The following is a 20,430-nucleotide window of genomic DNA, read 5'->3' as shown; positions in this document are numbered from 1 at the left end:
TATCTTTCCGTGGATTATCAATCTGTCAGACATAATCCACGGAAAAATAGCCAGTTATTTTTAATAATTACAACGGGCGACCTCATGCATGAATATTACTGGGATTTAATATAAGCGGACCATCCGCCAAATTGACTTATATCTTGTGCGTCAGCAATTGCATAACCTTCACAGATAAAACTCGTTACCCAAGTGTCATCCTCTAACTGGACTTTCCCTAGCCCTAAAGGTTGTGCTATGCCTGCTAAGAAACTGCCAAGGGAATGCGCAGGTAGACGCCAGACTTCAACGTCGATCGCAACGCCCTTTCCTAACGCCATTTCGCGTATTAATCCGGGACGATAAGGTGGACCGCCGGCCAGAGCGTATAGACGATAATTATTCGATGTTTTACAGGCTTTGACTAAGCGCCCTCCGCGATCAATAAGCTGTTTATTAAGCGGAAAACCTGATAAGTGCGCGCCGCAAACGGCGATATCTATTTGATCTGCTGCCGCGCTAGACACAGTGGATGCGGGCTTGTTAACTACAGGAAGCGCTTGCCCCGTTGCCCCTAAAGTCAAACCTGCAAGTTGCTGCAACTGCGCACCGGCACTGAGCAATAATCGGTCACTAAACGCAGGCCCGAACAGGGTGATACCAAAGGATAAACCTGTATCCAAAAAACCGGCCGGCAGCGCAATCGCTGCATAGTCAAGCAGGTTCATAAAGTTGGTGTAATAACCCAAATTTGAATTTAACTTAATCGGCTCAGCTTCCACCTGTTTAATAGTATAAGTTGTTCCCGCGGTCGGCGTTAATATGCAGTCAACCTGCGCTAAAATAGCATCACATTCGATTTTATAAGCTTGCAGGCGGTAAATGGCTTTAAAAGTATCCACTGCCGAATATTTTTCCGCCCCGCCGATAATAGTTTCAATCACCGGGAGACATTGCTTTGTCTCTTTATCAAAAAAATCTTCAATGCCCGCATAACGCTCCGCTACCCAAGGACCTTCATAGAGCAGTTTAGCGGCTTCTAAAAAAGGCTGGAAATTAATCGGAATTATCTGCGCCCCGGCCTGTTTTAATAGATCGATATTTTTTTCAAACAAAGCCTGTGCGCTCCTGTCAGTAAAAAACTCAAGCTGAGTGCTCGCCGGCATGCCTATTTTTAAGCCTGACAAACTATTTTCTGCTTGATAATAAGATGCACTATTCTCAAGGCTGTTAGCGCGAGAATAACAATCGCTTTTATCCAGCTGCGCGCTGATATCAAGCAGTTGATTGAGCTCATCCACCGTATTAGCAAAGAGCGTGACACAATCTAAGCTTTTACAGGCGGGCACAACGCCGGTGCAGCTTAATAGACCTTTGGTCGCTTTTAATCCGACGATATTGTTTAAGGCGGCAGGTACTCGGCCGGAGCCTGCGGTATCTGTCCCTAATGCAAAGCTGACCTGTCCTTTGGCGACAGCCACCGCACTGCCTGAACTTGAACCACCGGAGATATACTCGGGATTAAAGCTATTTTTTACCGCGCCCCAGGGGCTGCGCACGCCGACCAGTCCGGTGGCAAACTGATCTAAATTTGTTTTACCCAGAGGAATAGCACCGGCTTGCATTAACAGCTGCACCACCTGCGCCGATTGGCTTGGCTGATAAGCATAAGCTGCACAACCCGCCGTGGTGGGCAGTAAAGATAAATCGATATTGTCCTTGATTGCAAAGGGCACGCCATAAAGCGGCAGCTCATCCATTGATTTAGTGCTCAGTCTGGTTAACATTTCCTGCAGTTGCGATTCGGAAATGGTGGCTAACCAGACATTATTCAGATCATTTTTTGCCGCTTGTAATTTCTCTTTTAAAAATATTTGCGCATTTAATTTACCGCTGCGATAAGCCTGCTGCAGGGCATCGATGGTCATTAGTTGTTCGCTCATCTGAGTCTTCATTAGACCTGCTCCAAAATCAATAAACGCTGCCCGGCATGCACTTGAGCCCCCTCTTTTTGTACTATTCTTTCGACTAACCCCGCCGCCGGAGCAACCACTTCGATTTCCATTTTCATCGCTTCCAGTATTAATAAAGGCTGCCCGGCAATCACATGTTCACCGGGTTCAACCAGCACTTTCCAGATGTTTCCGGCAACATGGCTGTCCACGCCGCGTTGCTGCGCCGTTAGAGTGGCAATATCGGTTTCTACCTGGGTCATCTCATCGGCCACAAAGTTAGCCTGTCCGCTTTCCTGCCAGCGCTGACGCTCGGCTTCGAAGGATTTTTGCTGCGTCTCTTTAAAAGCAATAATAGATTCTTGATCGTCGATCAGCTGCTGCTGATATTCAGCCAGACTGAAAGTAGTTGGTTCGATTTTAAGCGGATAATCACCGCGCGGGAAATCGTGACGAATTTGGGTTAATTCTTCACTGCTGACCGGATAAAAACGGATTTGGTCAAAAAATCGCAATAACCAGGGTTTACTAAATTCAGCGGTTTTACGATAACGGTTCCACATCTGCAGTGTGCGGCCAACAAACTGATAGCCCCCCGGGCCTTCCATGCCGTACACACACAAATAAGCGCCGCCAATACCCACCGCATTTTCAGGCGTCCAGGTTCTTGCCGGGTTATATTTAGTGGTCACTAAACGATGGCGCGGATCGAGCGGTGTGGAAACGGGCGCGCCTAAATAGACATCGCCTAATCCCATCACCAAATAACTGGCACTGAACACTATCTTTTTAACTTCCTCAACCGAGTCAAGGCCATTAATCCGGCGAATAAATTCAATATTATCGGGACACCATGGGGCATCTTTACGCACCAGTTCATCGTATTTTTTAATCGCCAAACGCGTCGCATAATCATCCCAGGATAAGGGAATATGAACGATCCGTGAAGGGACGGTTAACTGGCTGATGTCACCCAGTTCTGCTTCGGCCTGTGCAAGTAATGCCAATAATTTATCTAAGGGCAACTGCAGATTATCATAATGCACCTGCAGGGAGCGGATGCCCGGCGTAAGCTCTTCAATCCCCTCTATTTTCATGTCTTGTAAGCGCAGCATCAATGCATGAACACGGAAACGCAGCGCAACATCTAATACCTGCTGGCCATATTCCACCAGCAGATAATCTTCACCCGAGGCGCGGTACACCACCTGCTCGCTATGCTCGGTTTTATCAATTTTCTTGATAATTGCGCTGACCGGCAACTCGGTCGGCAGTTGCTGATCTGTAAATACCCCCGCAGCTAAGGATTTAATCTGCTGCAGTTCAAGCTGCTGTGCATCATGGATGGAAACCGCCTGAAAACGGATGGTTGCCCCCGCTTTAAGCTGCCCGACTTTCCATAAATCCGCTTTAATAATGGTCACCGGACAGACAAATCCGCCCAGACTCGGTCCGTCGGGTCCCAGAATAACCGGCATATCGCCGGTGAAATCGATAGTACCAACAGCGTAGGCATTATCGTGAATATTGGACGGATGCAATCCCGCTTCACCGCCATCAACACGCGCCCATTTGGGTTTAGGGCCCATTAAACGCACTCCGGTGCGGCTAGAGTTAAAATGTACTTTCCAGGTTGCGGCAAAGAACTCATCAATATCTTCCGGGCAAAAGAAGTCTGGCGCGCCGTGCGGGCCGTAGATAACCCGAATGCTCCAATCATCTGTAATGTCAGGTAATTGCACAGGAAAATCAGTGCTGCTGTCCCTGTGTAACTGTTTTTCAGTGAGCGCATTAACAGGTAATACATCTCCGGTGCGGATTGCGCGTCCGGCATGACCGCCGAATTGTCCCAGGGTAAAGGTCGATTTACTGCCTAGATAATCAGGGCATTGAATGCCGCCCTGCACCGCTAAATAACAGCGTGCGCCGGCACCTTGAATATTGCCTAAGGTTAAGGTTTGCCCTGCATTAACATTAATAACCAGGCCATTTTTAACGCTTAGATCATCGAGTGTTGCCTCAATCTGTGCACCGGTTATAACAATCTGCGTTGCGCTATTAAATTTTAGCGTCGGGCCGCTGACGGTAATTTCCAAGCCGGCAGCTTTATCACTATTACCTAATAAGGTGTTGGCCAAACGAAAACCGACACTGTCCATCGGGCCTGAAGGCGGCACACCAACATCCCAGTAACCTTTACGGCCGGGATAATCTTGAATGGTTGTTTGTGTTCCGCCGCTAAGTACATCAATAGAGCAAGGCTTATAAACAAACTGGTTAAGACTTTGGGTTAACAGTAAACCCGCTTCGACAACTTCGCTGCTAAGCAACTGCAGCAGATAATCTTTATTGGTCTCTATGCCATAAATTTCACTGCTCGCCAGAGACTGCTTTAAGCCGCTGAGCGCTTGCTCGCGGGTTTGACTGTGACAGATTATTTTGGCGAGCATAGGATCAAAAAAGGGCGAGACTTCACAGCCGCTTTCCAGCCAGTGATCGATGCGCAAGGTACCGTGATCCACGCTGGTCGGCCAGCTAACATGACTGATAAGTCCGGCGCTGGGTTGAAAATCTTTATTGGCGTCTTCGGCGTATAAACGCACTTGGATGGCATGGCCATTGGCGACGATATTTTTACTCAGTTCATTTAATGCAGGCAGTTGATTGGCCGCTAAATTTATCATCCACTCAACCAGATCAACGTTATACACCAGCTCGGTAACGCCATGCTCAACCTGCAGGCGGGTATTCACTTCCAGAAAGTAAAATTGCTGCGTCTGCTGATCAAACACAAATTCAACCGTGCCCGCACTACGATAATTAACCGCTGCGGCTAATCGGGTTGCTGTTGTATATAATTTTTCTCTTAATTTTGCGTCTAAATTGGGTGCGGGGCTTTCTTCAATTACTTTCTGGTTACGACGCTGCGCCGAGCAGTCGCGCTCACCTAATGCAATCGCCTGGCCTTTGCCATCACCGAAAATTTGCACTTCTATGTGGCGCGCTCGCACAATAAATTTCTCTAAAAACAATGCGCTGTTGCTAAAATTATTTTCACTTAATCTTTTTACCGAATCATAAGCCTGACTAAGCTCAATGGCGCTATTACAACGCTGCATACCAATACCGCCACCACCGGCAGTACTTTTTAACATAACGGGATAGCCGATTTTTTCTGCGCAGTGTAGCGCATCGTCTAAATCGTCCAATAAACCGCTGCCGGGCAATAAAGGCACATTAGCCTGCTCGGCTAATTCTCGAGCGCGATGTTTTAAACCAAACTGCAGCATCTGCTCCGTGGTCGGCCCTAAAAAAACCAACCCGTTTTTTTCACAGGCAGCCACAAAATCGACATTTTCACTTAAAAATCCGTAACCGGGATGAATAGCTTGGGCGCCGCATTTTTTCGCGATGCTTATGACTTTTTCTATATCAAGGTAGGTTTGTTTTGCGCCGCCTTCACCCAATGAATAAGCTTCATCAGCCTGGGTTACATGTAAACTATCCGCATCGGCAAGGCTGTAAACCGATACGCTTTGAATGCCCATGGCCGATAGAGTACGGATAATGCGGCAGGCAATTGCGCCCCGATTGGCAATTAATATTTTAGTAAACATAAGATTGACCTTATTAAGGTCGGGTCGTCCCGAAATAGTGCTGAGAGTGGTTAACAGGGTCGTCCCCGTTATCTCATTGAAGATATGATTTACGGCTCAAACAGAGATAGTATTAAGCTTTATCCCAAACGATCATTTCCACGGGCGTTGGGTTATAGGCATTACAAGGGTTGTTAAGCTGAGGACAGTTGGACAGTAAAACAACCACATCCATCGCCGCGGTTAATTCCACATATTTACCCGCGCCGCTGATACCATCGGCAAAACTTAGACCGCCTTCAGCACTGACAGGAACGTTCATAAAGAAGTTGATATTATGGGTGATATCGCCCTTGTTTAAGCCAAATTGCGGATTTTCTGCCACCGCCAGTAACCAGCTGTCACGGCAGGCATGCATGCATTTTTTTTCAATGGCATAGCGTACCGTATTACTTTCGGTAGAGCATGCACCGCCTAAAGTATCGTGGCGACCACAGGTATCAGCTGTTATTTCGAGCATCAGATTGCCATCATTGGATAATAATTTTGTACCCGCAGTTAAATAAACATTACCCTGTTCACGAATGGTATCAATGGCACTGTAACGTTCACTGGGATCATGGGCATTGTAAAACAAAGTATCGGCTGCTTGATTGCCTTCGATATCGAGGATGCGCAGTGTCTGTCCTGCTTTCACTATCTGCATATAATAATCACCCGCGAGTACGGTATCGCGGCGCATGGCTTGCTCTGCTTGTAGGGGACTTTCAATAATCATAATTGCGCTCCTGCTGTCTGGTGCTGGTGCTGACATAAATAACGGCGGTTATTTTCAAATCCGCGACCATTTTCTGCACTGGAATTTAAACATTGATCGCCTGCCGTGATGGCGGCGGCTTTATTGATCTCAAGCTCCACCCCAAGGTTGGGATACTTGGCTGCATCATTCATTGGATGCGGGCAAGTCGTAAGCACCACCAGCGTCTCCATTTCAAAACGCAGTTCAACCTTGTCTCCTGCTTTGCTGTGATCGGGAGCAAAACTTAAGTTGCCTAAATCATCACTTTTAACTTTACTGAAAATATTAATGTTGGCCGCCAAATCACGCTTACCTAAACCGTATTTCGCCACTTCAACCAGCAAACTGTCATGACCATTTTGCAGCCAGTTATTACGATCCTTCTGATAATTTCTGGTCCCCCACTTCTTCTCTACTTTGTGTTTGTTGGTTAGACCGCCTACTGTGTCTATCCAGTGAGTATCGTCGCGAATAATTGAACAAAAAATCCGCCCCATATCCGAATATAAACAATGTCCCTCGGTTAACTTAAAAGTATGCTGACATTTTAAAGTATCGGGTGCGTTATAACGCTCTAATAAATTTTTCGGATTATAAAATAACATTGACACATTGGCCCCACCCTGGGGATCGGTGATCGACAAGACTTGTCCGGCTGGTATTACCATTGACCAATGACTGGCTCCGGCAATGGTTTCTTCATAAATACTTTCTTGATCAATGTCTTGTGGCTGATTCGTTGTTTGCATAATATTCTCCTAAACAGTTTTTTCTTGAGCTGTTTTATCTAATAAGTTCTGTATTGATTCAGGTGTTTTTTTCTCTGAATTTAAGGTGATGTCTTAAACGTCTTGGGCTGTTTTATCCAATAGATTCTGTATTGATTCAGGTGTTTTTTTCTCTGAATTTAAGGTGATGTCTTAAACGTCTTGAACTGTTTTATCCAATAGATTCTGTATTGATTCAGGTAGTTTTTGCCCGGTATTTAAGCCGATATCATATACAATTTGCGCGCCATAGCGTTCCGGCTGCTGCGGATCGATACGCGGTTTATCTAATACCCAAACTCGTGAGCCGAGACTAAAACCTTCGGATAAATCATGGGTTATCATAAATACCGTTAAGCCGCGTTTTTTCCATAACTCACGAATCAAGCTGTGCATATCCTTGCGAATGCCGGGATCCAGCGCTCCGAAGGGTTCATCGAGCAGTAAAATACGGGGTTGTTTGATCAACGCCTGTGCAATAGCAAGACGTTGCTGCATTCCACCGGATAGCTCACTGGGGTAACGCTGAGCTGCATCACTCAAGCCGACCGCCTGTAGCATCTCCAGCGCTTTTTCTTTAAGATTTTTACGTTGCTTACCAAAGGCTCGCCCGAACAACACAGAGGCAGCAAACTCGCCCCCGAGCATGACGTTCTCCAATGCATTCAGATGCGGGAAAACAGAGTATTTTTGAAACACAATACCGCGTGATGCACTGGGCTCAGCGGGCATCGGCTCGCCGTCGAGTAACAATGCGCCGCGACTTGGCGATTCGGTCCCCAAGAGCATACTTAACAAGGTTGTTTTACCGCAACCAGACGCACCGACAATACTGACAAATTCGCCCGCTTGAACGCTTAGGTTTAATTTTTCGAGCACCACTTGATCGCCATATTCTTTCCACACCTGTTTCATTTCAATAATAGGATTATCCATCACTCTTGCTCCCTTTTACCGTGATACCAAGGGAAAGCCTTAGCTGAAAGCAAACGTAATAAGGTATCCATCACAAAGGCTAAAAGCGCTATCCACAACACATAAGGTAAAATCACATCCATCGCCAAATAACGACGGATTAAAAAGATCCGATAACCTAAGCCTTCGGTTGCTGCAATCGCTTCACCGGCAATTAAGAAAAGCCATGCGCTGCCGAGCGTTAAGCGTACCGCACTGATCAGTGGCGGTAATATTTGCGGAAGGACAACACGGATCATTATCTGCCAGCTATTGGCGCCCAGAGTTTGTGCTTTAAGCAGTTGTTCAACGGGCAGTGATTGCGTTCGTTGTTGTAAATCACGTATTAATATCGGACAGATACCGATAATAATAAGCATCACCTTAGATAACTCTCCCAATCCAAAAACAATAAACAGGACAGGCAATATGGCCATTGGCGGTATCAAAGAAATGGCGGTTACTAAGGGTGAAAAGGTAGCGCGCATAACCGGTAACATGCCATTGACCACACCGAGTATTAAACCTATCAGTGCACTGATTCCAACGGCTAACAGCAAACGCTGTAAGCTTGCCAGAGTGTCAACCCATAACAAATATTCGCCGGTCCGTTTACTGGGCGTAAATGCCATACGCTCGATGGCATCGGCAAAACTGGACCAGGCGGGTAATAGTTTGTCACTTGGGTTTTCAAGTAAGCGAGCATCCGATGCAAGCGTATAAATCACCAGCAAAATGGCAAAGGGTAATAAGTTTAAAGTGAGCCGCATAGCGCGGCTCGGCTTACTGTTCATCAGGCGCATAGTGTGGACCTTATAATTTACCGTCTGTGGCCATCTGCATATAACTAGGGTCAAAACGTAATTTTATATTAGCCTTATCACCGTAAATACCACTGGGGGTTTGAATACCGATAAATTTTGCATCCGGGGCACCTTGACCCAACAGGCCGTGGGCGAAGGAGAACTCTGCGACTTTACCCATAATACTTATCAGTGCAGCGCTATTATTGAAGGCAACGGCATCTTTAGCCTCAAAGAACATTTTTGTAGAAGCTAATTGCGCATCGTATCCGGCCAGATCAGTACCCGATGCTTCGGCCATCAAAGTACGTGCTTTAATCGCTTCTTTTTCATTGCCCTGCATGGTCGCCATAATTTCATACCAGGCCCCGGTTAATGCTTTACCCAACTTAGGGTTATCTTGCAGGGTCTCAGTATTAACCACTAAGAGATCGATGATTTCACCGGGGATCATAGAGGAATCAAATACTTTTTTGGTATTTGGCATTGCCGTGATCTCACTCAACAGGGGATTCCAGGTGGTTACTGCGGTGACATCTTCAGTGGTAAAAGCCGCGACCAGGTCGGCATCGGAGGTATTAACCACGCGCACATCACGCTCACTTAATGAAACCGTGTCTAAGGCACGCGCGAGCAGGTAATGCGACACACTCAATTCAACTAAATTAACATTTTGACCTTCAATATCGGCCAATTTATCAGTCCCTTTGAGCACTATTCCATCATTACCATTGGAGAAATCCCCGATGATTAATGCGGTAGAATCAACGCCACTGGCGGCAGGAATGGTTAAAGCATCCATATTAGTCATTGCGGCGGCATCAAAACCACCCGCTGTATATTGATTGATAGACTCGACATAATCGTTAATTTGAACAATATCAATGTCGATATCGTATTTGTCTGCCCATTTTTTGACAATACCGGAAGCGGCACCATAGTCCCATGGCATCCAACCTACATAAATTGTCCAGGCTAAACGAAATTCTGATTTTGTTTCTGCAACGGCTGTTGCGGGAGTAATAAGGAAGGCGCTGCACAATGTGCTGATAGCAAGTAATTTGGTGATTGACTTACTGAGTTGGGTAGTTAGTTTCATAATATTCTCCTTGGTCACAGATTAAAAGTACGAGAGATTTGGTATAATCTTCTCCCGGGCTTTTATCCCTCCGTGTAACCTTAGAAAAGGTCGACAACTCTCGGACCAGTCACTGCAAGCAGCCGGAACCCTAGATGTCTATTACCGAATTGTGATATTAATAATATCTACCAATATCTCTCATACGAGAACTTTAAATAAAGCAATATGCATGCCAGAATTTACAACCCCTCTATTTCCTTGGGCTAAGTAATAAAATCAGATGTTATCCATGCTGATTTTGCACCACTATGGATCTTAAAAAGAAATAAACGCACCACAAAAAAGCGCTGTGCAAGGTTATTTTATTATTTAAGGGGAAATTAATGATAAATTTTCAGAGGATAAATTCGCACGGTTTGAACTGGCTTGGAAGCTGTGAATAACCGCAATGGTATTCTTAAAATAAGGCAGATTAAATTGACTTGTTTTATAATGGCTGTTTTTTAATGTGTCTCTTTCTGAAGAAAAACAATTAGCATCTATATCGCCGCTGAATTTTTTATTCATTGATGAAGAGTAAAAGTCCTGAGGAAGAGTTAAACAGCGGAGAAATCAGCGATACAAAAATAATGTCAGATCAAACGAAGGAAGATAAGCTCTGTACCCAAACGACTTGCAGAGGCATCTTCAAATAATTTGGATACAGACATCACCATCATTTTATTCTGACAGGTATACGCCGCCGACCAAAACTCTCCTTGGGTCCGGCGAACCGCCCTGCCAATAGCTGCCCGCAATTCAAACAGTGTCCGGACTCGTCGAGGTTATATTCGCCCAGCTGATACCAGTCCCTTGCAATCAGCAGATGCTGACAATTTGGACAATAGGTGCTGTCTGACTCGGGATCATGCACATTGCCGCAATACACATGATGCAAACCATAGCTCAAGGCTATTTTTCTGGCGCGCAATAAGGTCGCCAGTGGTGTGGGCTGTTTATCGATCATTTTAAAATCAGGATGAAAGGCGCTGAAGTGCAACGGTATGTCGAGGCCGAGATTTTCAGCTATCCAGTGACACATGTCATTTAACTCCTGATCGCTGTCATTTTCATCGGGAATCAATAAAGTGGTGATTTCAAACCAGACCGAGGTGTGATGTTTAAGGTATAACAGAGTCTCTAATACGGGTTGTAACTGCCCGTGACAGATTTTATGATAGAACGCTTCGGTAAAGCCTTTTAAATCAATATTAGCGGCATCCATATGGTCGTAAAAATCAACTCGAGGCTGAGCACACATATAACCTGCACTTACCGCGACACTTTTCAGTCCTAAGGCTTTGGCCGCTATGGCAACGTCAATGGCATATTCCATAAAGATCACCGGGTCGTTATAAGTAAAGGCGATACTTTTACATCCCTGCTCTTTGGCAGCCAGTGCAAGTTGTTCGGGCATGGCGGTATCACAAAGGGTATCTATCTCACGCGATTTACTGATCTCCCAATTTTGGCAAAATTGACAGGAGAGGTTACAACCTGCGGTGACAAATGACATCACCTTTGAACCGGGATAAAAATGGTTGAGCGGTTTTTTCTCAATAGGATCGACACAAAAACCCGAAGAACGGCCGTAACTGCTCAGCACTATTGCACCATGATGATTCATACGCACGTAACAGATGCCGCGTTTTCCTTCGCGCAGGTGACAATGATGAGGACATAGGTCGCAGGTGACTAAATCCCCCTCTTTATGCCAGTACCGGGTAGGGAAAAATGCGATAGGTTGCTTAGTCATAATAATCACCCTGTTTATTGTTATATCCAATAAAAGCTAACTACAATAAAAACTATCTATAATAAAGGTTACTTATAACAACAGACATTTTCATTGACACTCTTCCTGATGAGTCAACTGATGGCAAGTCATCAATAACCTTGATAAAAATACAGTCTTTATTTATCCTGACTACCGATTTCAATGTTCAATAACTTAGTCAATAACTCAGCTTCATCCTGACTGATATCGATATTTGGCATTTTGCCAGATGCTAACCAGAAACAGTCACCATCGTTCTGCACAGTGACTTGATGCGGCCTGCACATTACCTCAACTCTGCCGGTCTTAATATTAACTGCTTCAGCCCCCAACTTATCACCTAAGCTATTGGTTACCATCACCATTAAACCCGGTGCGATAAATTGAGCTTGATCCCATAAATGTTCCATTATGATCCCCCTACTTAACAGATGCTTTTCCATTCGGATATTGGTTACCATCTCCATTAAGGTAAATTGAGCTTGATTCCATTAATCAATATTCCATTTTACCACCTGAGTCTTATAAACTACTTTTACATTATAGTGTTGACTCGAGTAGGTTACTTGATGCTGCTTGCACACTACCTGAACTCACCTGAATAATTGGTTACCATCACCATTAAGTCTGACGCGATAAATTGAGCTTGATTCCGTCAACCAATGCTCCATTGTACGGCCTCCTTCCTTTACCATCGTGATCTGGCAGCAAACACGCGCTTTTTAGTTTTTTTTAGCACTGCTCTCTTTTTGCAGTGCAGCCTTACGTGACCATTTGATGGCTTCATTACTATTTTTAGGGACACTCAAACCAAGCTCATAGATAGTAGCAAGACTGATTTGTGCATTGACATGCCCTTGCTGTGCCGCTTTATGCCACCACTCAATGGCCTCGGTTGGATTATGCTTCACACCAAGACCGAGCATATACATAAGTGCAAGATTATTTTGTCCAGAAGCATGCCCCTGCCGCGCGGCTTTTTGATACCAACTAAAGGCTGTTTTATTATTTTGCTGGACACCGAGGCCACTCTGATAGAGACTGCCAAGATTGACTTGAGCACTGGCAAGCCCCTGTTCGGCGGCTTTCTTAAACCACTTGAAGGCCTGCTTATAGCTTTGCGGCACACCATCACCGGTCATGTACATGACCCCAAGATTGTGTTGTGCGGCGGCATCGCCCCGTTCTGCAGAGAGGGTATAGCTTTTTACCTGCTCTTGAAGTGTTGTTCCGCATTCAGCAGAGGAAATGCAGATACAAAGCAGCACAAAAAAAATATGCTTATGCATTACTTGTCCCCTTAGCCTCTTCCTAATAAAAAATAAAACTGCCCGAGCAATCTGCTCAAGCATTTATATTAATTTTAGTACAGATTTGTGGCTTGATCGGGACAGGATTATTGTTACTGCAACAACAAGATAGTCGTCATTCCGAAGTGATTAGACAAGTTTTGCGGTTAATGATTTCCAACTGCGTTGTTGCTCCGCTAAAGAGTGCTTTAATTCCAGATAGTTTTGCATTAGCTCTGAATTCTCAACATCATTAACAAGCTGCTTTTTGGTATCTGAAACTAATTTTTTATGGACGGCATAATAGGCATTTATTTTAATAATAAGCAGGTCATATTCAGATTGTAAACGTTCACGCATTTTATCCGTATCGGGGTAAGCGGCTAATTTTTGCTGACTGCGTTTTAAGGTCATAGCTAATTTAGCTTTTGCCATGCGATCTTCAGGACTGACACGTAATTTGCTGGTCAGTTTTAAATATTCGCAACTTTTTATCAGCCACTTGGTCGGATCAAACTGCCACCAGCGAATACCATTACGATAATCATTTTCAAAAAGATGATGGAAGTTATGGTAGCCCTCACCAAAGGTAAGAAAAGCCAAATAACCATTGTCCCTTGCGGTATTTTTATCGGTATAGGTTTGGGTGCCCCAGACATGGGCTAATGAATTGATAAAGAAAGTGGTATGGTGGCTTAATACTAAACGTAAAAAACCCACTAATAAGAAGCTGTTAATGATATCACCATTCCAAAAACCAAAAACTAACGGGATGCCGATATTTAGCAGCAGCGTTAACAGCAAATAATATTTATGCTGCCACATTATAATGGGGTCTTTTTGCAAATCTCGAACGTTATTATAATTGTCGTAACTAGTTGGATGATATTCACGCAGCATCCAGCCAAGATGCGAATACCAAAATCCCCTTTTAGCGGAATAGGGATCTTTGTCATTATTATCAACATGTTTGTGATGAATACGGTGATCCGATGACCAATGCAATATGCTGTTTTGTAAAGCAAATGCTCCCCCTAAGGAAAAAATAAAACGTAAACTCCAATGTGCCTGGTAGGTTTTGTGTGACCATAATCTATGATAACCCGCCGTAATTGACATGCCGCAGAAAATAAAACATAACAGTGCAAAAATAATTTCGGGGGCATCAAAACCATGTGTGATAGCACGATAAGGTACGGCAACTGCGGCGACTAAGAATGTACTTAAAAAGAACAAAACATTAAGCCAAAGAATACGGGGTTTATTCATTTCGCCTCCCACTCGGCAAATATAGGTAAAAGAAAATATTCAGCGTACACTTGTACACTTTAAAGCTATAATAACATATTGCTCATATATACAGCATATTTTTTACATCTCTTTAACATTAACCTCTGCATCTTGCCCTAAACTTGAAATGCCCATGGGTTTTGGAATGCGCTAAGGATAGATAAGGTCTGGTCATGAGCAGTATTAGAGCACAGCAAAAACAAAAAACCCGACGTCTGTTAATTGCTGCAGCTTTAGCGCAATTGAGCGCTGAACGTAGTTTTTCAAATTTAAGTTTACGGGAAGTGACAAAAGCGGCTGGACTCTCAGCAAACTCCTTTTATCGGCATTTTTCGGACATGGATGAGCTTGGTTTAATCCTAGTCAGCGAAGCCGGTTTAATGCTTGACCACTTACGGAGCCAAGCCAGGCTGCGCATTAAAAAAGGCGGTTCACCCATAAAAATATCAGTGTTGACTTTTATGGAGTTCGTTGAACAAAACGCCAACATTTTTCGATTGTTATTACAGGAAAGATCCGGTTCATCCGCGGCCTTTAGATCCGCCGTGAGCCGTGAAATAGATTCTTTTACGATGATACTTTGTGGTTATTTACAGCAAGCTAACAAGTTAAATGCCGAAATTGCTTACCTGCAGGCAAGTGCAACGGTGATCATTGTTTTTAGTGCGGGTGCAGAAGCCTTAGATATTGACAAAAACAAACGAAATGATTTAACCAAACGTACCATTTTGCAGTTGCAGATAATTGCTCGAGGATCACTAGAGATGAACTCATAATCCAAGTTTTTAGACATAGAGTTTTTAGGCAAGAGCTATTGAGAAAAAAATTGTAATTAAAAAATTAATTACAATTTTTTCCGTACTTTAATCAATCAATAAAATGAAGAACGTCTGCTTTCATAAGCCATTGAAAAAGCACTAATAAGTTCATGATCATAGGGTTTTAAACCGGCAACAATAAGCTTTTTGATGCCTTTTCCAATCACTTGCTGTCCGTCAAAAATATCAAAATTAAGGAAACTATCTGCGCGTTTTGGTGATACTTCAAAGTAAGAATCTGATAACTCTACATGGAGTGGGTTATTCAGTGATAAAGATTCAAACTCAAAGCTCATACTGTTGTACATAACCAGCGGGCGAGCAGGGTTGAACATGACATTATGCTTTTTCATTAGCGGCATCAACAGCGTAGGAAAATTTTCTCCTGAAAAAACCACATAGTTTTTGATTAAAGATTCGATTAACGCGGGGTCATGGCTGGTATTGCCCTGTTTTTTAATTTCTAATACACTTTTTCCCTGCTCGTTGGTGATAATAATATGCTCACCCGTTGCTTCGGGAAAAACGATACCGACGTTCGCACCAACCATATTGGTAAAAGTAAAACTCATCGACTCACTGATCCCATATTCAGATAAAGCCAAAGCAAATAATAAATCACCCGGTACGCAGAAACGTTTATTATCAGGATCATGAAGCGGGTTAAAATCATGGCATTGCTGTTTTGCGAAGTCACTTGCTTGCTCAGCAGAAATACGCATTATATTGTCATGTTTTGTGTAATAAGATTCTAATAACATTACGGTTCTCTTAGATAAAGGTTGGTTAAAATACAAAATGGAGCAATAATTTCAGTCGAAGCACTTATATCTGCCGGTTTCACCTTTCAAGCAGATATGACCTTAAATCACTGCCTATTTATTTGCCCAATAGGTACTTTATTCTTGTTTTGAGAAGATCCTTTGCGATTCGGTTTTTGCCTCCACGCGGCACAATAATATCAGCGTGTTGTTTAGAGGGATCGATAAACTGCAAAAACATCGGCCGGACTGTTTTAGTATATTGTAATAAAACCGACTCCATGGTTCTTTCCCGCTCGGCCATATCCCGGACTAAACGGCGCATAAGACAGACATCAAGGGGCGTATCAATAAAAATGCTGACATCGATCTGCTCACGTAAAGCTGGATCGGTGAGTAATAATATACCTTCGACAATGATCACTTTTTTAGAGGTCATGGCCACTGATTCTAGCGTCCGGGTATGCTCCGTATAACTGTAAACGGGGATATTTACGGAACATTTATCTTTTAGCATTTTTAGATGAGAGCACAACAATTCATGCTCAAATGCTTTAGGATGATCATAATTAGTTAACTTGCGTACATCTAATGCGAGATGGCTTTGATCCCGATAATAGGAATCCTCGGAAATAATACCTATTTGATCGGTGCCCATCTCTTCACACAACTCTCGATAAATAGTATTTGCTATTAAACTTTTACCCGATGCAGAAGCGCCTGCGATTGCAATTACAACACAATGTTTTGAATTCAACTTCATAAACCTCAAATCAATAAATAAAAATAACAAACAGGGGCGACATTTTATACCTGAGGGACAACAACACCAGATAAGAATAAATTATATTGAAACTCAGCATTATTTTTCCGCTTTCAGTGTGTTTATTGTACCAACAACACAAAGAATATGATGATTGCTTAGCCGACAAGCTAAAAGCTAAAGGTGCGGCTGTATTTTTTCAACCAGATAGGCTAATCCATCTTGATCGGTTTGTGTGAATCTGTTTTTAATCGGGCTATCTATGTCTAATAACAGTGAAGGTATGCCCTGAATACTGATTGGCAGCACAATTTCAGATTGGCTGTTTACATCACAGGCAATATGCCCGGAAAATTGATCAACATCAGCCACTCTTTGAATTGTATTGGTAGAAAATGCAGTACCGCACACGCCTGTATTTAAAGGAATGCGAATGCAGGCAGGCTGTCCCTGGAAAGGACCCAATACTAATTGATTATCCTTGAGTAAGTAAAATCCGACCCAATTAATATTATCTAAGTTCATATTGAGTAATGCACTGAGATTAGCAAGATTTGCCGTTAAATCCGTTTCATCTGCAATTAAGGAAACGGCTTGTTCGCTTAATAATTTATAATCTTTAAATGTCATATTTGCTCTTTATGGATTCGCGATTGAATGATTATTTCCAGAAAAAAACTGGAAATAAGTTTTTTATAGGGTTCGTTTAAAAAATAAGATTGCTACTATGGTATTGATACAATCTGCATAACTATATGCATAACTATCTGATTAATCGTTGCGGGTTAAAAAAATGAAAACCGCATTATTTTCAGGTGCAACAGCAGAGCATTTAGCGATGATTATTGCGATAATACACGAGCGACTTGCTGTTGCAAATAGTTGCCCTTTGAGATGAATATTAACAAGATTAATATTGAAGGTTAAAATCTGCAAAAAAAAATCCTCCGGTAGTAAACGGAGGATTTAACTGCAGAAGAGATTAAGCATCTTTTTTTACAGTCTCAAGTTCATCTATCTCCTCATCTGACAACCAAAGTTCGTGGTTGGGATCAACTTTTTCTGAAATGGTAAGCTCAATACCCATATTGTATAGTTCTTTTAATGTTAAATTATCAGCAAGCCTCATCACCTGACCGGCAGCATTGTGAAAGTGCATAACGTCCTCCTTTTCCTATTATCTGATACCTGCTTATAATTCTAGTTCAGAATTGTCAAACAATAAGCTAAATACGATTTCTTTATGATAATTACTTTACGGAAAGGTGACATCAAAAACCTTAAAACGGTGCTTTTTACCGGCAGATATATTTATATACAATGACTTTTTATGCAGGCAATGATAACTGCTGCCATGCCCGCCATCGGTCATATATAACAGATGTAATCGCTACTTTGTTCCCTCTTTCGGCTCCGCGGTGAAAACAAAGGTTCCGTCGGATTTTTTCTTCTGCTGAAAAAAACTCTGATAGGGAAATAGTCTTAATTTGGTTTTAATAGTGAGAACAATCAATATTGAGCAATAGACAGTTACAAATGACAAAAACAAGTTATTATCGGTATTTGTATTAAAAGCCTCGTAGATGGGTTTGGCACTGAGATAGATAAAGAAATAGTAACTGACAGCACTCTTCCTTAATAAAAAATAGGTCACTATCATCGGCACCAATAAGTGCCCCAAATAGAAGTTTCCCTGCATAAACGCGCCGGCGGCATATAAAGAACCGATCGGCAGCCAATACATAAGCAAAATTAATATATTCATCCAGCCATATTGCTCAACGGTCGCTTTATCGGGAATCATTGCTAATGCCATTGAGCCGGGCTCAGGCTGTCCACCAGCAGACAGATATCGGGAAAATGCTTGGTGTTTACTGCCACCGGTTCTGACATCTTTTTGCATCTGTTTGGTTGGGGTGAGAACTTTATCTTTTTTCATCACTTTCACTTTCGGTTATTTTTACATGGCTGAAGCTGTTTATTAGTTGCGACGACGTCGCATTTTTATCCATCTTATTCACAGCTCAGGCTCACGTCAAGCACTGCTCTATAGCGTCATCACCCCCACTGCCTTTTAGGCATTTATTAAGCGAAATAAGAGGGACGATAACCTATTAAACAACGCATTAAACTATGTACTAAACACAGCAATAAACTACGTATAAACACGTATTAAACTACGTACTAAACACAGCACTTACGTATAATGCGTTTAGTTTTTATAGCGGTAAAGTATCCAACTCCAGACTGGTCAGGGTATGCTTTCTCACCTCGGCCAGCAAATCAGCATTCTCAAGTAGGGATTGACCATAGGATGGGATCATTTTTTTCATTCGTTGTTGCCATGCAGCGGTTTTTATCTCCTCGGGAAAGCACTCTTCAATAATGTTCAACATCGTATGCACTGCCGTTGATGCACCGGGTGATGCACCTAATAAAGCCACCAGCGAGCCATCATCGGCATGAATAACTTCAGTGCCAAATTCGAGTTTCCCTGCGCGCTCAGTGCCTCTTTTAATTATCTGCACACGCTGACCCGCCATCGACAAAAACCAATCGGCGGGTTTTGCATCGGGATAAAATTGTTGTAACGCTTTTACTCTGGATTTGTGTGTTTGTAAGACTTCAGAAATAAGATAACGGAGTAAATCAAAACCGTGTAAACCTACCGACAGCATAGGGAACAGATTTGATAGATTGACAGAAGTCGGCAGATCCCAGAAAGATCCCTTTTTAAGAAACTTGGTAGTAAATCCGGCAAAGGGGCCAAATAACAAGGCCTTCTTACCATCGATAATACGCGTATCCAAATGAGGTACTGACATGGGTGGCGCACCGACCGGTGATTTTCCATAAACCTTGGCATGATGCTTTTCAACCACTTCAGGCACAGTACAGACCAACCACTGGCCACTGATAGGGAAACCACCATAACCGTTGCCCTCAGGAATGCCGGATGCCTGTAGCAGCGGTAAAGAACCACCTCCGGCACCAAGAAAAACAAATCGTGCATTAAAGTAACGATGCGCCCCACCGGTTTTATTTTTAGCCCGCACTTTCCAGCGATTATCATCTTGTTTATCAATATGGGTAACACAGTGCTGTACAAGCAGTTCAAAATCACCCATATCCTGCAGTCCGGTCAGTATATCCCGAGTTAACGCACCAAAATTGACATCGGAGCCGTAACGTACTCTCGTACCGGCAACCTTTTTATCAGGCGCTCTGTCCTGCATCATTAATGGCATCCATTTTTTCAAAACGTCCGGATCTTCACTGTATTGCATCGCAGAAAATAGCGGGTGCGCACTTAATGTTTGGTAACGTTTACGCAGGAACTCAACGTCCTTATCACCGCTCACAAAACTATGATGAGGAGCTTGATTAATAAAATGTGTCGGGCTGGGTAAGATTTTTTTATCGACTAAATAAGACCAAAACTGTAGCGATTCTTCAAAAGCGGTATTGATAAAAAATGCTTTTTTGGTATCAATGCTGCCATCTTTCATTTCCGGTGTATAATTCAGTTCACAGTAAGCCGCGTGCCCTGTCCCTGCATTATTCCAACCATCACTACTTTCGGTTGCCACATCAGGCAGACGCTCGATCATGGCTATTTTCAGTGCAGGGTCTAACTGTTTTAATAAAATGCCTAAGGTCGCGCTCATAATACCCGACCCTACCAACAGTATATCTACATCTTTTTCATTTTCTGTATTTTCATTATTTTCATTATTTTCATTATTTTCATTAATCATAATT

General features: G+C 43.1%; 18 protein-coding genes and 1 riboswitch. Of the genes, 1 reads left to right on the top strand and 17 read right to left on the bottom strand.

Annotation, left to right across the window (positions count from 1 at the left end; genetic code table 11):
• Positions 1–95: 95 nt before the first annotated feature.
• The 11 genes from atzF to ACJAZP_RS00310 form a co-directional block, all read right to left on the bottom strand.
• Positions 96–1,934, bottom strand: coding sequence for an allophanate hydrolase (atzF, locus tag ACJAZP_RS00360; RefSeq protein ID WP_415228739.1), 1,839 nt, complete (start codon positions 1,932–1,934; stop codon positions 96–98).
• Positions 1,934–5,548 carry an urea carboxylase gene (uca, locus tag ACJAZP_RS00355; protein WP_415228738.1) on the bottom strand — a complete coding sequence of 1,205 codons (3,615 nt, stop codon included), beginning with the start codon at positions 5,546–5,548 and terminating at the stop codon, positions 1,934–1,936. Before uca ends, atzF begins: the two co-directional genes overlap by 1 nt.
• A 112-nt stretch (positions 5,549–5,660) precedes the next feature.
• Positions 5,661–6,305 (bottom strand): urea amidolyase associated protein UAAP2, encoded by a 645-nt coding sequence (locus ACJAZP_RS00350; protein ID WP_415228737.1) that lies wholly within the window; start codon positions 6,303–6,305, stop codon positions 5,661–5,663.
• Positions 6,302–7,075 carry an urea amidolyase associated protein UAAP1 gene (locus ACJAZP_RS00345; RefSeq protein WP_415228736.1) on the bottom strand — a complete coding sequence of 258 codons (774 nt, stop codon included), beginning with the start codon at positions 7,073–7,075 and terminating at the stop codon, positions 6,302–6,304. The genes ACJAZP_RS00350 and ACJAZP_RS00345 overlap by 4 nt, the downstream gene beginning before the upstream one ends.
• Positions 7,076–7,246: 171 nt before the next feature.
• Complete coding sequence (locus ACJAZP_RS00340; RefSeq protein WP_415228735.1) at positions 7,247–8,029, bottom strand: ABC transporter ATP-binding protein; 783 nt, start codon at positions 8,027–8,029, stop codon at positions 7,247–7,249.
• Positions 8,029–8,850, bottom strand: coding sequence for an ABC transporter permease (locus tag ACJAZP_RS00335; protein WP_415228734.1), 822 nt, complete (start codon positions 8,848–8,850; stop codon positions 8,029–8,031). The genes ACJAZP_RS00340 and ACJAZP_RS00335 overlap by 1 nt, the downstream gene beginning before the upstream one ends.
• Positions 8,851–8,860: 10 nt before the next feature.
• Positions 8,861–9,949, bottom strand: coding sequence for a putative urea ABC transporter substrate-binding protein (locus ACJAZP_RS00330; RefSeq protein ID WP_415228733.1), 1,089 nt, complete (start codon positions 9,947–9,949; stop codon positions 8,861–8,863).
• Positions 9,950–9,998: 49 nt separating this feature from the next.
• Positions 9,999–10,094: riboswitch (guanidine-I (ykkC/yxkD leader) on the bottom strand.
• A 552-nt stretch (positions 10,095–10,646) separates the two neighbouring features.
• The gene (amrS, locus tag ACJAZP_RS00325) at positions 10,647–11,726 is read right to left on the bottom strand and encodes an AmmeMemoRadiSam system radical SAM enzyme (protein WP_415228732.1); all 1,080 of its coding nucleotides are present in this window, start codon (positions 11,724–11,726) and stop codon (positions 10,647–10,649) included.
• 158 nt (positions 11,727–11,884) lie between these two features.
• The gene (locus ACJAZP_RS00320; RefSeq protein WP_415228731.1) at positions 11,885–12,157 is read right to left on the bottom strand and encodes a hypothetical protein; all 273 of its coding nucleotides are present in this window, start codon (positions 12,155–12,157) and stop codon (positions 11,885–11,887) included.
• Between the two features lie 312 nt (positions 12,158–12,469).
• Positions 12,470–13,036, bottom strand: coding sequence for a tetratricopeptide repeat protein (locus ACJAZP_RS00315; RefSeq protein ID WP_415228730.1), 567 nt, complete (start codon positions 13,034–13,036; stop codon positions 12,470–12,472).
• Positions 13,037–13,186: 150 nt separating this feature from the next.
• Complete coding sequence (locus ACJAZP_RS00310) at positions 13,187–14,305, bottom strand: acyl-CoA desaturase (RefSeq protein WP_415228729.1); 1,119 nt, start codon at positions 14,303–14,305, stop codon at positions 13,187–13,189.
• A gap of 194 nt (positions 14,306–14,499) precedes the next feature.
• Between ACJAZP_RS00310 and fabR the strand changes: the two genes are divergently transcribed.
• Positions 14,500–15,102, top strand: a complete 603-nt coding sequence (gene fabR / locus ACJAZP_RS00305) for an HTH-type transcriptional repressor FabR (RefSeq protein WP_415228728.1) — start codon at positions 14,500–14,502, stop codon at positions 15,100–15,102.
• Positions 15,103–15,197: 95 nt separating this feature from the next.
• Here fabR and ACJAZP_RS00300 read toward each other — a convergent pair whose 3' ends face one another.
• The 6 genes from ACJAZP_RS00300 to mqo all read right to left on the bottom strand — a co-directional run bounded on the left by ACJAZP_RS00300 (position 15,198) and on the right by mqo (position 20,426).
• A complete protein-coding gene (locus tag ACJAZP_RS00300; protein ID WP_415228727.1) occupies positions 15,198–15,905 on the bottom strand; it encodes a DUF3581 domain-containing protein in 708 nt (235 codons plus the stop codon).
• Positions 15,906–16,023: 118 nt separating this feature from the next.
• Positions 16,024–16,662: a uridine kinase gene (udk, locus tag ACJAZP_RS00295; RefSeq protein WP_415229014.1), complete on the bottom strand. Its 639-nt coding sequence runs from the start codon at positions 16,660–16,662 to the stop codon at positions 16,024–16,026.
• A 183-nt stretch (positions 16,663–16,845) separates the two neighbouring features.
• Entirely contained in the window at positions 16,846–17,298 is a 453-nt protein-coding gene (locus tag ACJAZP_RS00290) for a GAF domain-containing protein (RefSeq protein WP_415228726.1), read from the bottom strand.
• A 352-nt stretch (positions 17,299–17,650) separates the two neighbouring features.
• The gene (locus ACJAZP_RS00285; RefSeq protein WP_415228725.1) at positions 17,651–17,827 is read right to left on the bottom strand and encodes a hypothetical protein; all 177 of its coding nucleotides are present in this window, start codon (positions 17,825–17,827) and stop codon (positions 17,651–17,653) included.
• A gap of 231 nt (positions 17,828–18,058) precedes the next feature.
• Positions 18,059–18,607: a hypothetical protein gene (locus ACJAZP_RS00280; protein WP_415228724.1), complete on the bottom strand. Its 549-nt coding sequence runs from the start codon at positions 18,605–18,607 to the stop codon at positions 18,059–18,061.
• Positions 18,608–18,887: 280 nt separating this feature from the next.
• Complete coding sequence (gene mqo, locus ACJAZP_RS00275) at positions 18,888–20,426, bottom strand: malate dehydrogenase (quinone) (RefSeq protein ID WP_415228723.1); 1,539 nt, start codon at positions 20,424–20,426, stop codon at positions 18,888–18,890.
• Positions 20,427–20,430: the final 4 nt, after the last annotated feature.

The sequence above is a fragment of the Psychromonas sp. genome (assembly GCF_047632955.1).
GTDB lineage: Bacteria > Pseudomonadota > Gammaproteobacteria > Enterobacterales > Psychromonadaceae > Psychromonas.
This window is presented reverse-complemented; position numbering and strand designations above follow the sequence as displayed.

What these genes read in the sequence shown, in the direction of transcription:
- atzF (WP_415228739.1), bottom strand. Translation starts at nt 1,934, where the DNA reads ATGAAGACTCAGATGAGCGAACAACTAATGACCATCGATGCCCTGCAG.
- uca (WP_415228738.1), bottom strand. Translation starts at nt 5,548, where the DNA reads ATGTTTACTAAAATATTAATTGCCAATCGGGGCGCAATTGCCTGCCGC.
- ACJAZP_RS00350 (WP_415228737.1), bottom strand. Translation starts at nt 6,305, where the DNA reads ATGATTATTGAAAGTCCCCTACAAGCAGAGCAAGCCATGCGCCGCGAT.
- ACJAZP_RS00345 (WP_415228736.1), bottom strand. Translation starts at nt 7,075, where the DNA reads ATGCAAACAACGAATCAGCCACAAGACATTGATCAAGAAAGTATTTAT.
- ACJAZP_RS00340 (WP_415228735.1), bottom strand. Translation starts at nt 8,029, where the DNA reads ATGGATAATCCTATTATTGAAATGAAACAGGTGTGGAAAGAATATGGC.
- ACJAZP_RS00335 (WP_415228734.1), bottom strand. Translation starts at nt 8,850, where the DNA reads ATGCGCCTGATGAACAGTAAGCCGAGCCGCGCTATGCGGCTCACTTTA.
- ACJAZP_RS00330 (WP_415228733.1), bottom strand. Translation starts at nt 9,949, where the DNA reads ATGAAACTAACTACCCAACTCAGTAAGTCAATCACCAAATTACTTGCT.
- amrS (WP_415228732.1), bottom strand. Translation starts at nt 11,726, where the DNA reads ATGACTAAGCAACCTATCGCATTTTTCCCTACCCGGTACTGGCATAAA.
- ACJAZP_RS00320 (WP_415228731.1), bottom strand. Translation starts at nt 12,157, where the DNA reads ATGGAACATTTATGGGATCAAGCTCAATTTATCGCACCGGGTTTAATG.
- ACJAZP_RS00315 (WP_415228730.1), bottom strand. Translation starts at nt 13,036, where the DNA reads ATGCATAAGCATATTTTTTTTGTGCTGCTTTGTATCTGCATTTCCTCT.
- ACJAZP_RS00310 (WP_415228729.1), bottom strand. Translation starts at nt 14,305, where the DNA reads ATGAATAAACCCCGTATTCTTTGGCTTAATGTTTTGTTCTTTTTAAGT.
- fabR (WP_415228728.1), top strand. Translation starts at nt 14,500, where the DNA reads ATGAGCAGTATTAGAGCACAGCAAAAACAAAAAACCCGACGTCTGTTA.
- ACJAZP_RS00300 (WP_415228727.1), bottom strand. Translation starts at nt 15,905, where the DNA reads ATGTTATTAGAATCTTATTACACAAAACATGACAATATAATGCGTATT.
- ACJAZP_RS00290 (WP_415228726.1), bottom strand. Translation starts at nt 17,298, where the DNA reads ATGACATTTAAAGATTATAAATTATTAAGCGAACAAGCCGTTTCCTTA.
- ACJAZP_RS00285 (WP_415228725.1), bottom strand. Translation starts at nt 17,827, where the DNA reads ATGCACTTTCACAATGCTGCCGGTCAGGTGATGAGGCTTGCTGATAAT.
- ACJAZP_RS00280 (WP_415228724.1), bottom strand. Translation starts at nt 18,607, where the DNA reads ATGAAAAAAGATAAAGTTCTCACCCCAACCAAACAGATGCAAAAAGAT.
- mqo (WP_415228723.1), bottom strand. Translation starts at nt 20,426, where the DNA reads ATGATTAATGAAAATAATGAAAATAATGAAAATAATGAAAATACAGAA.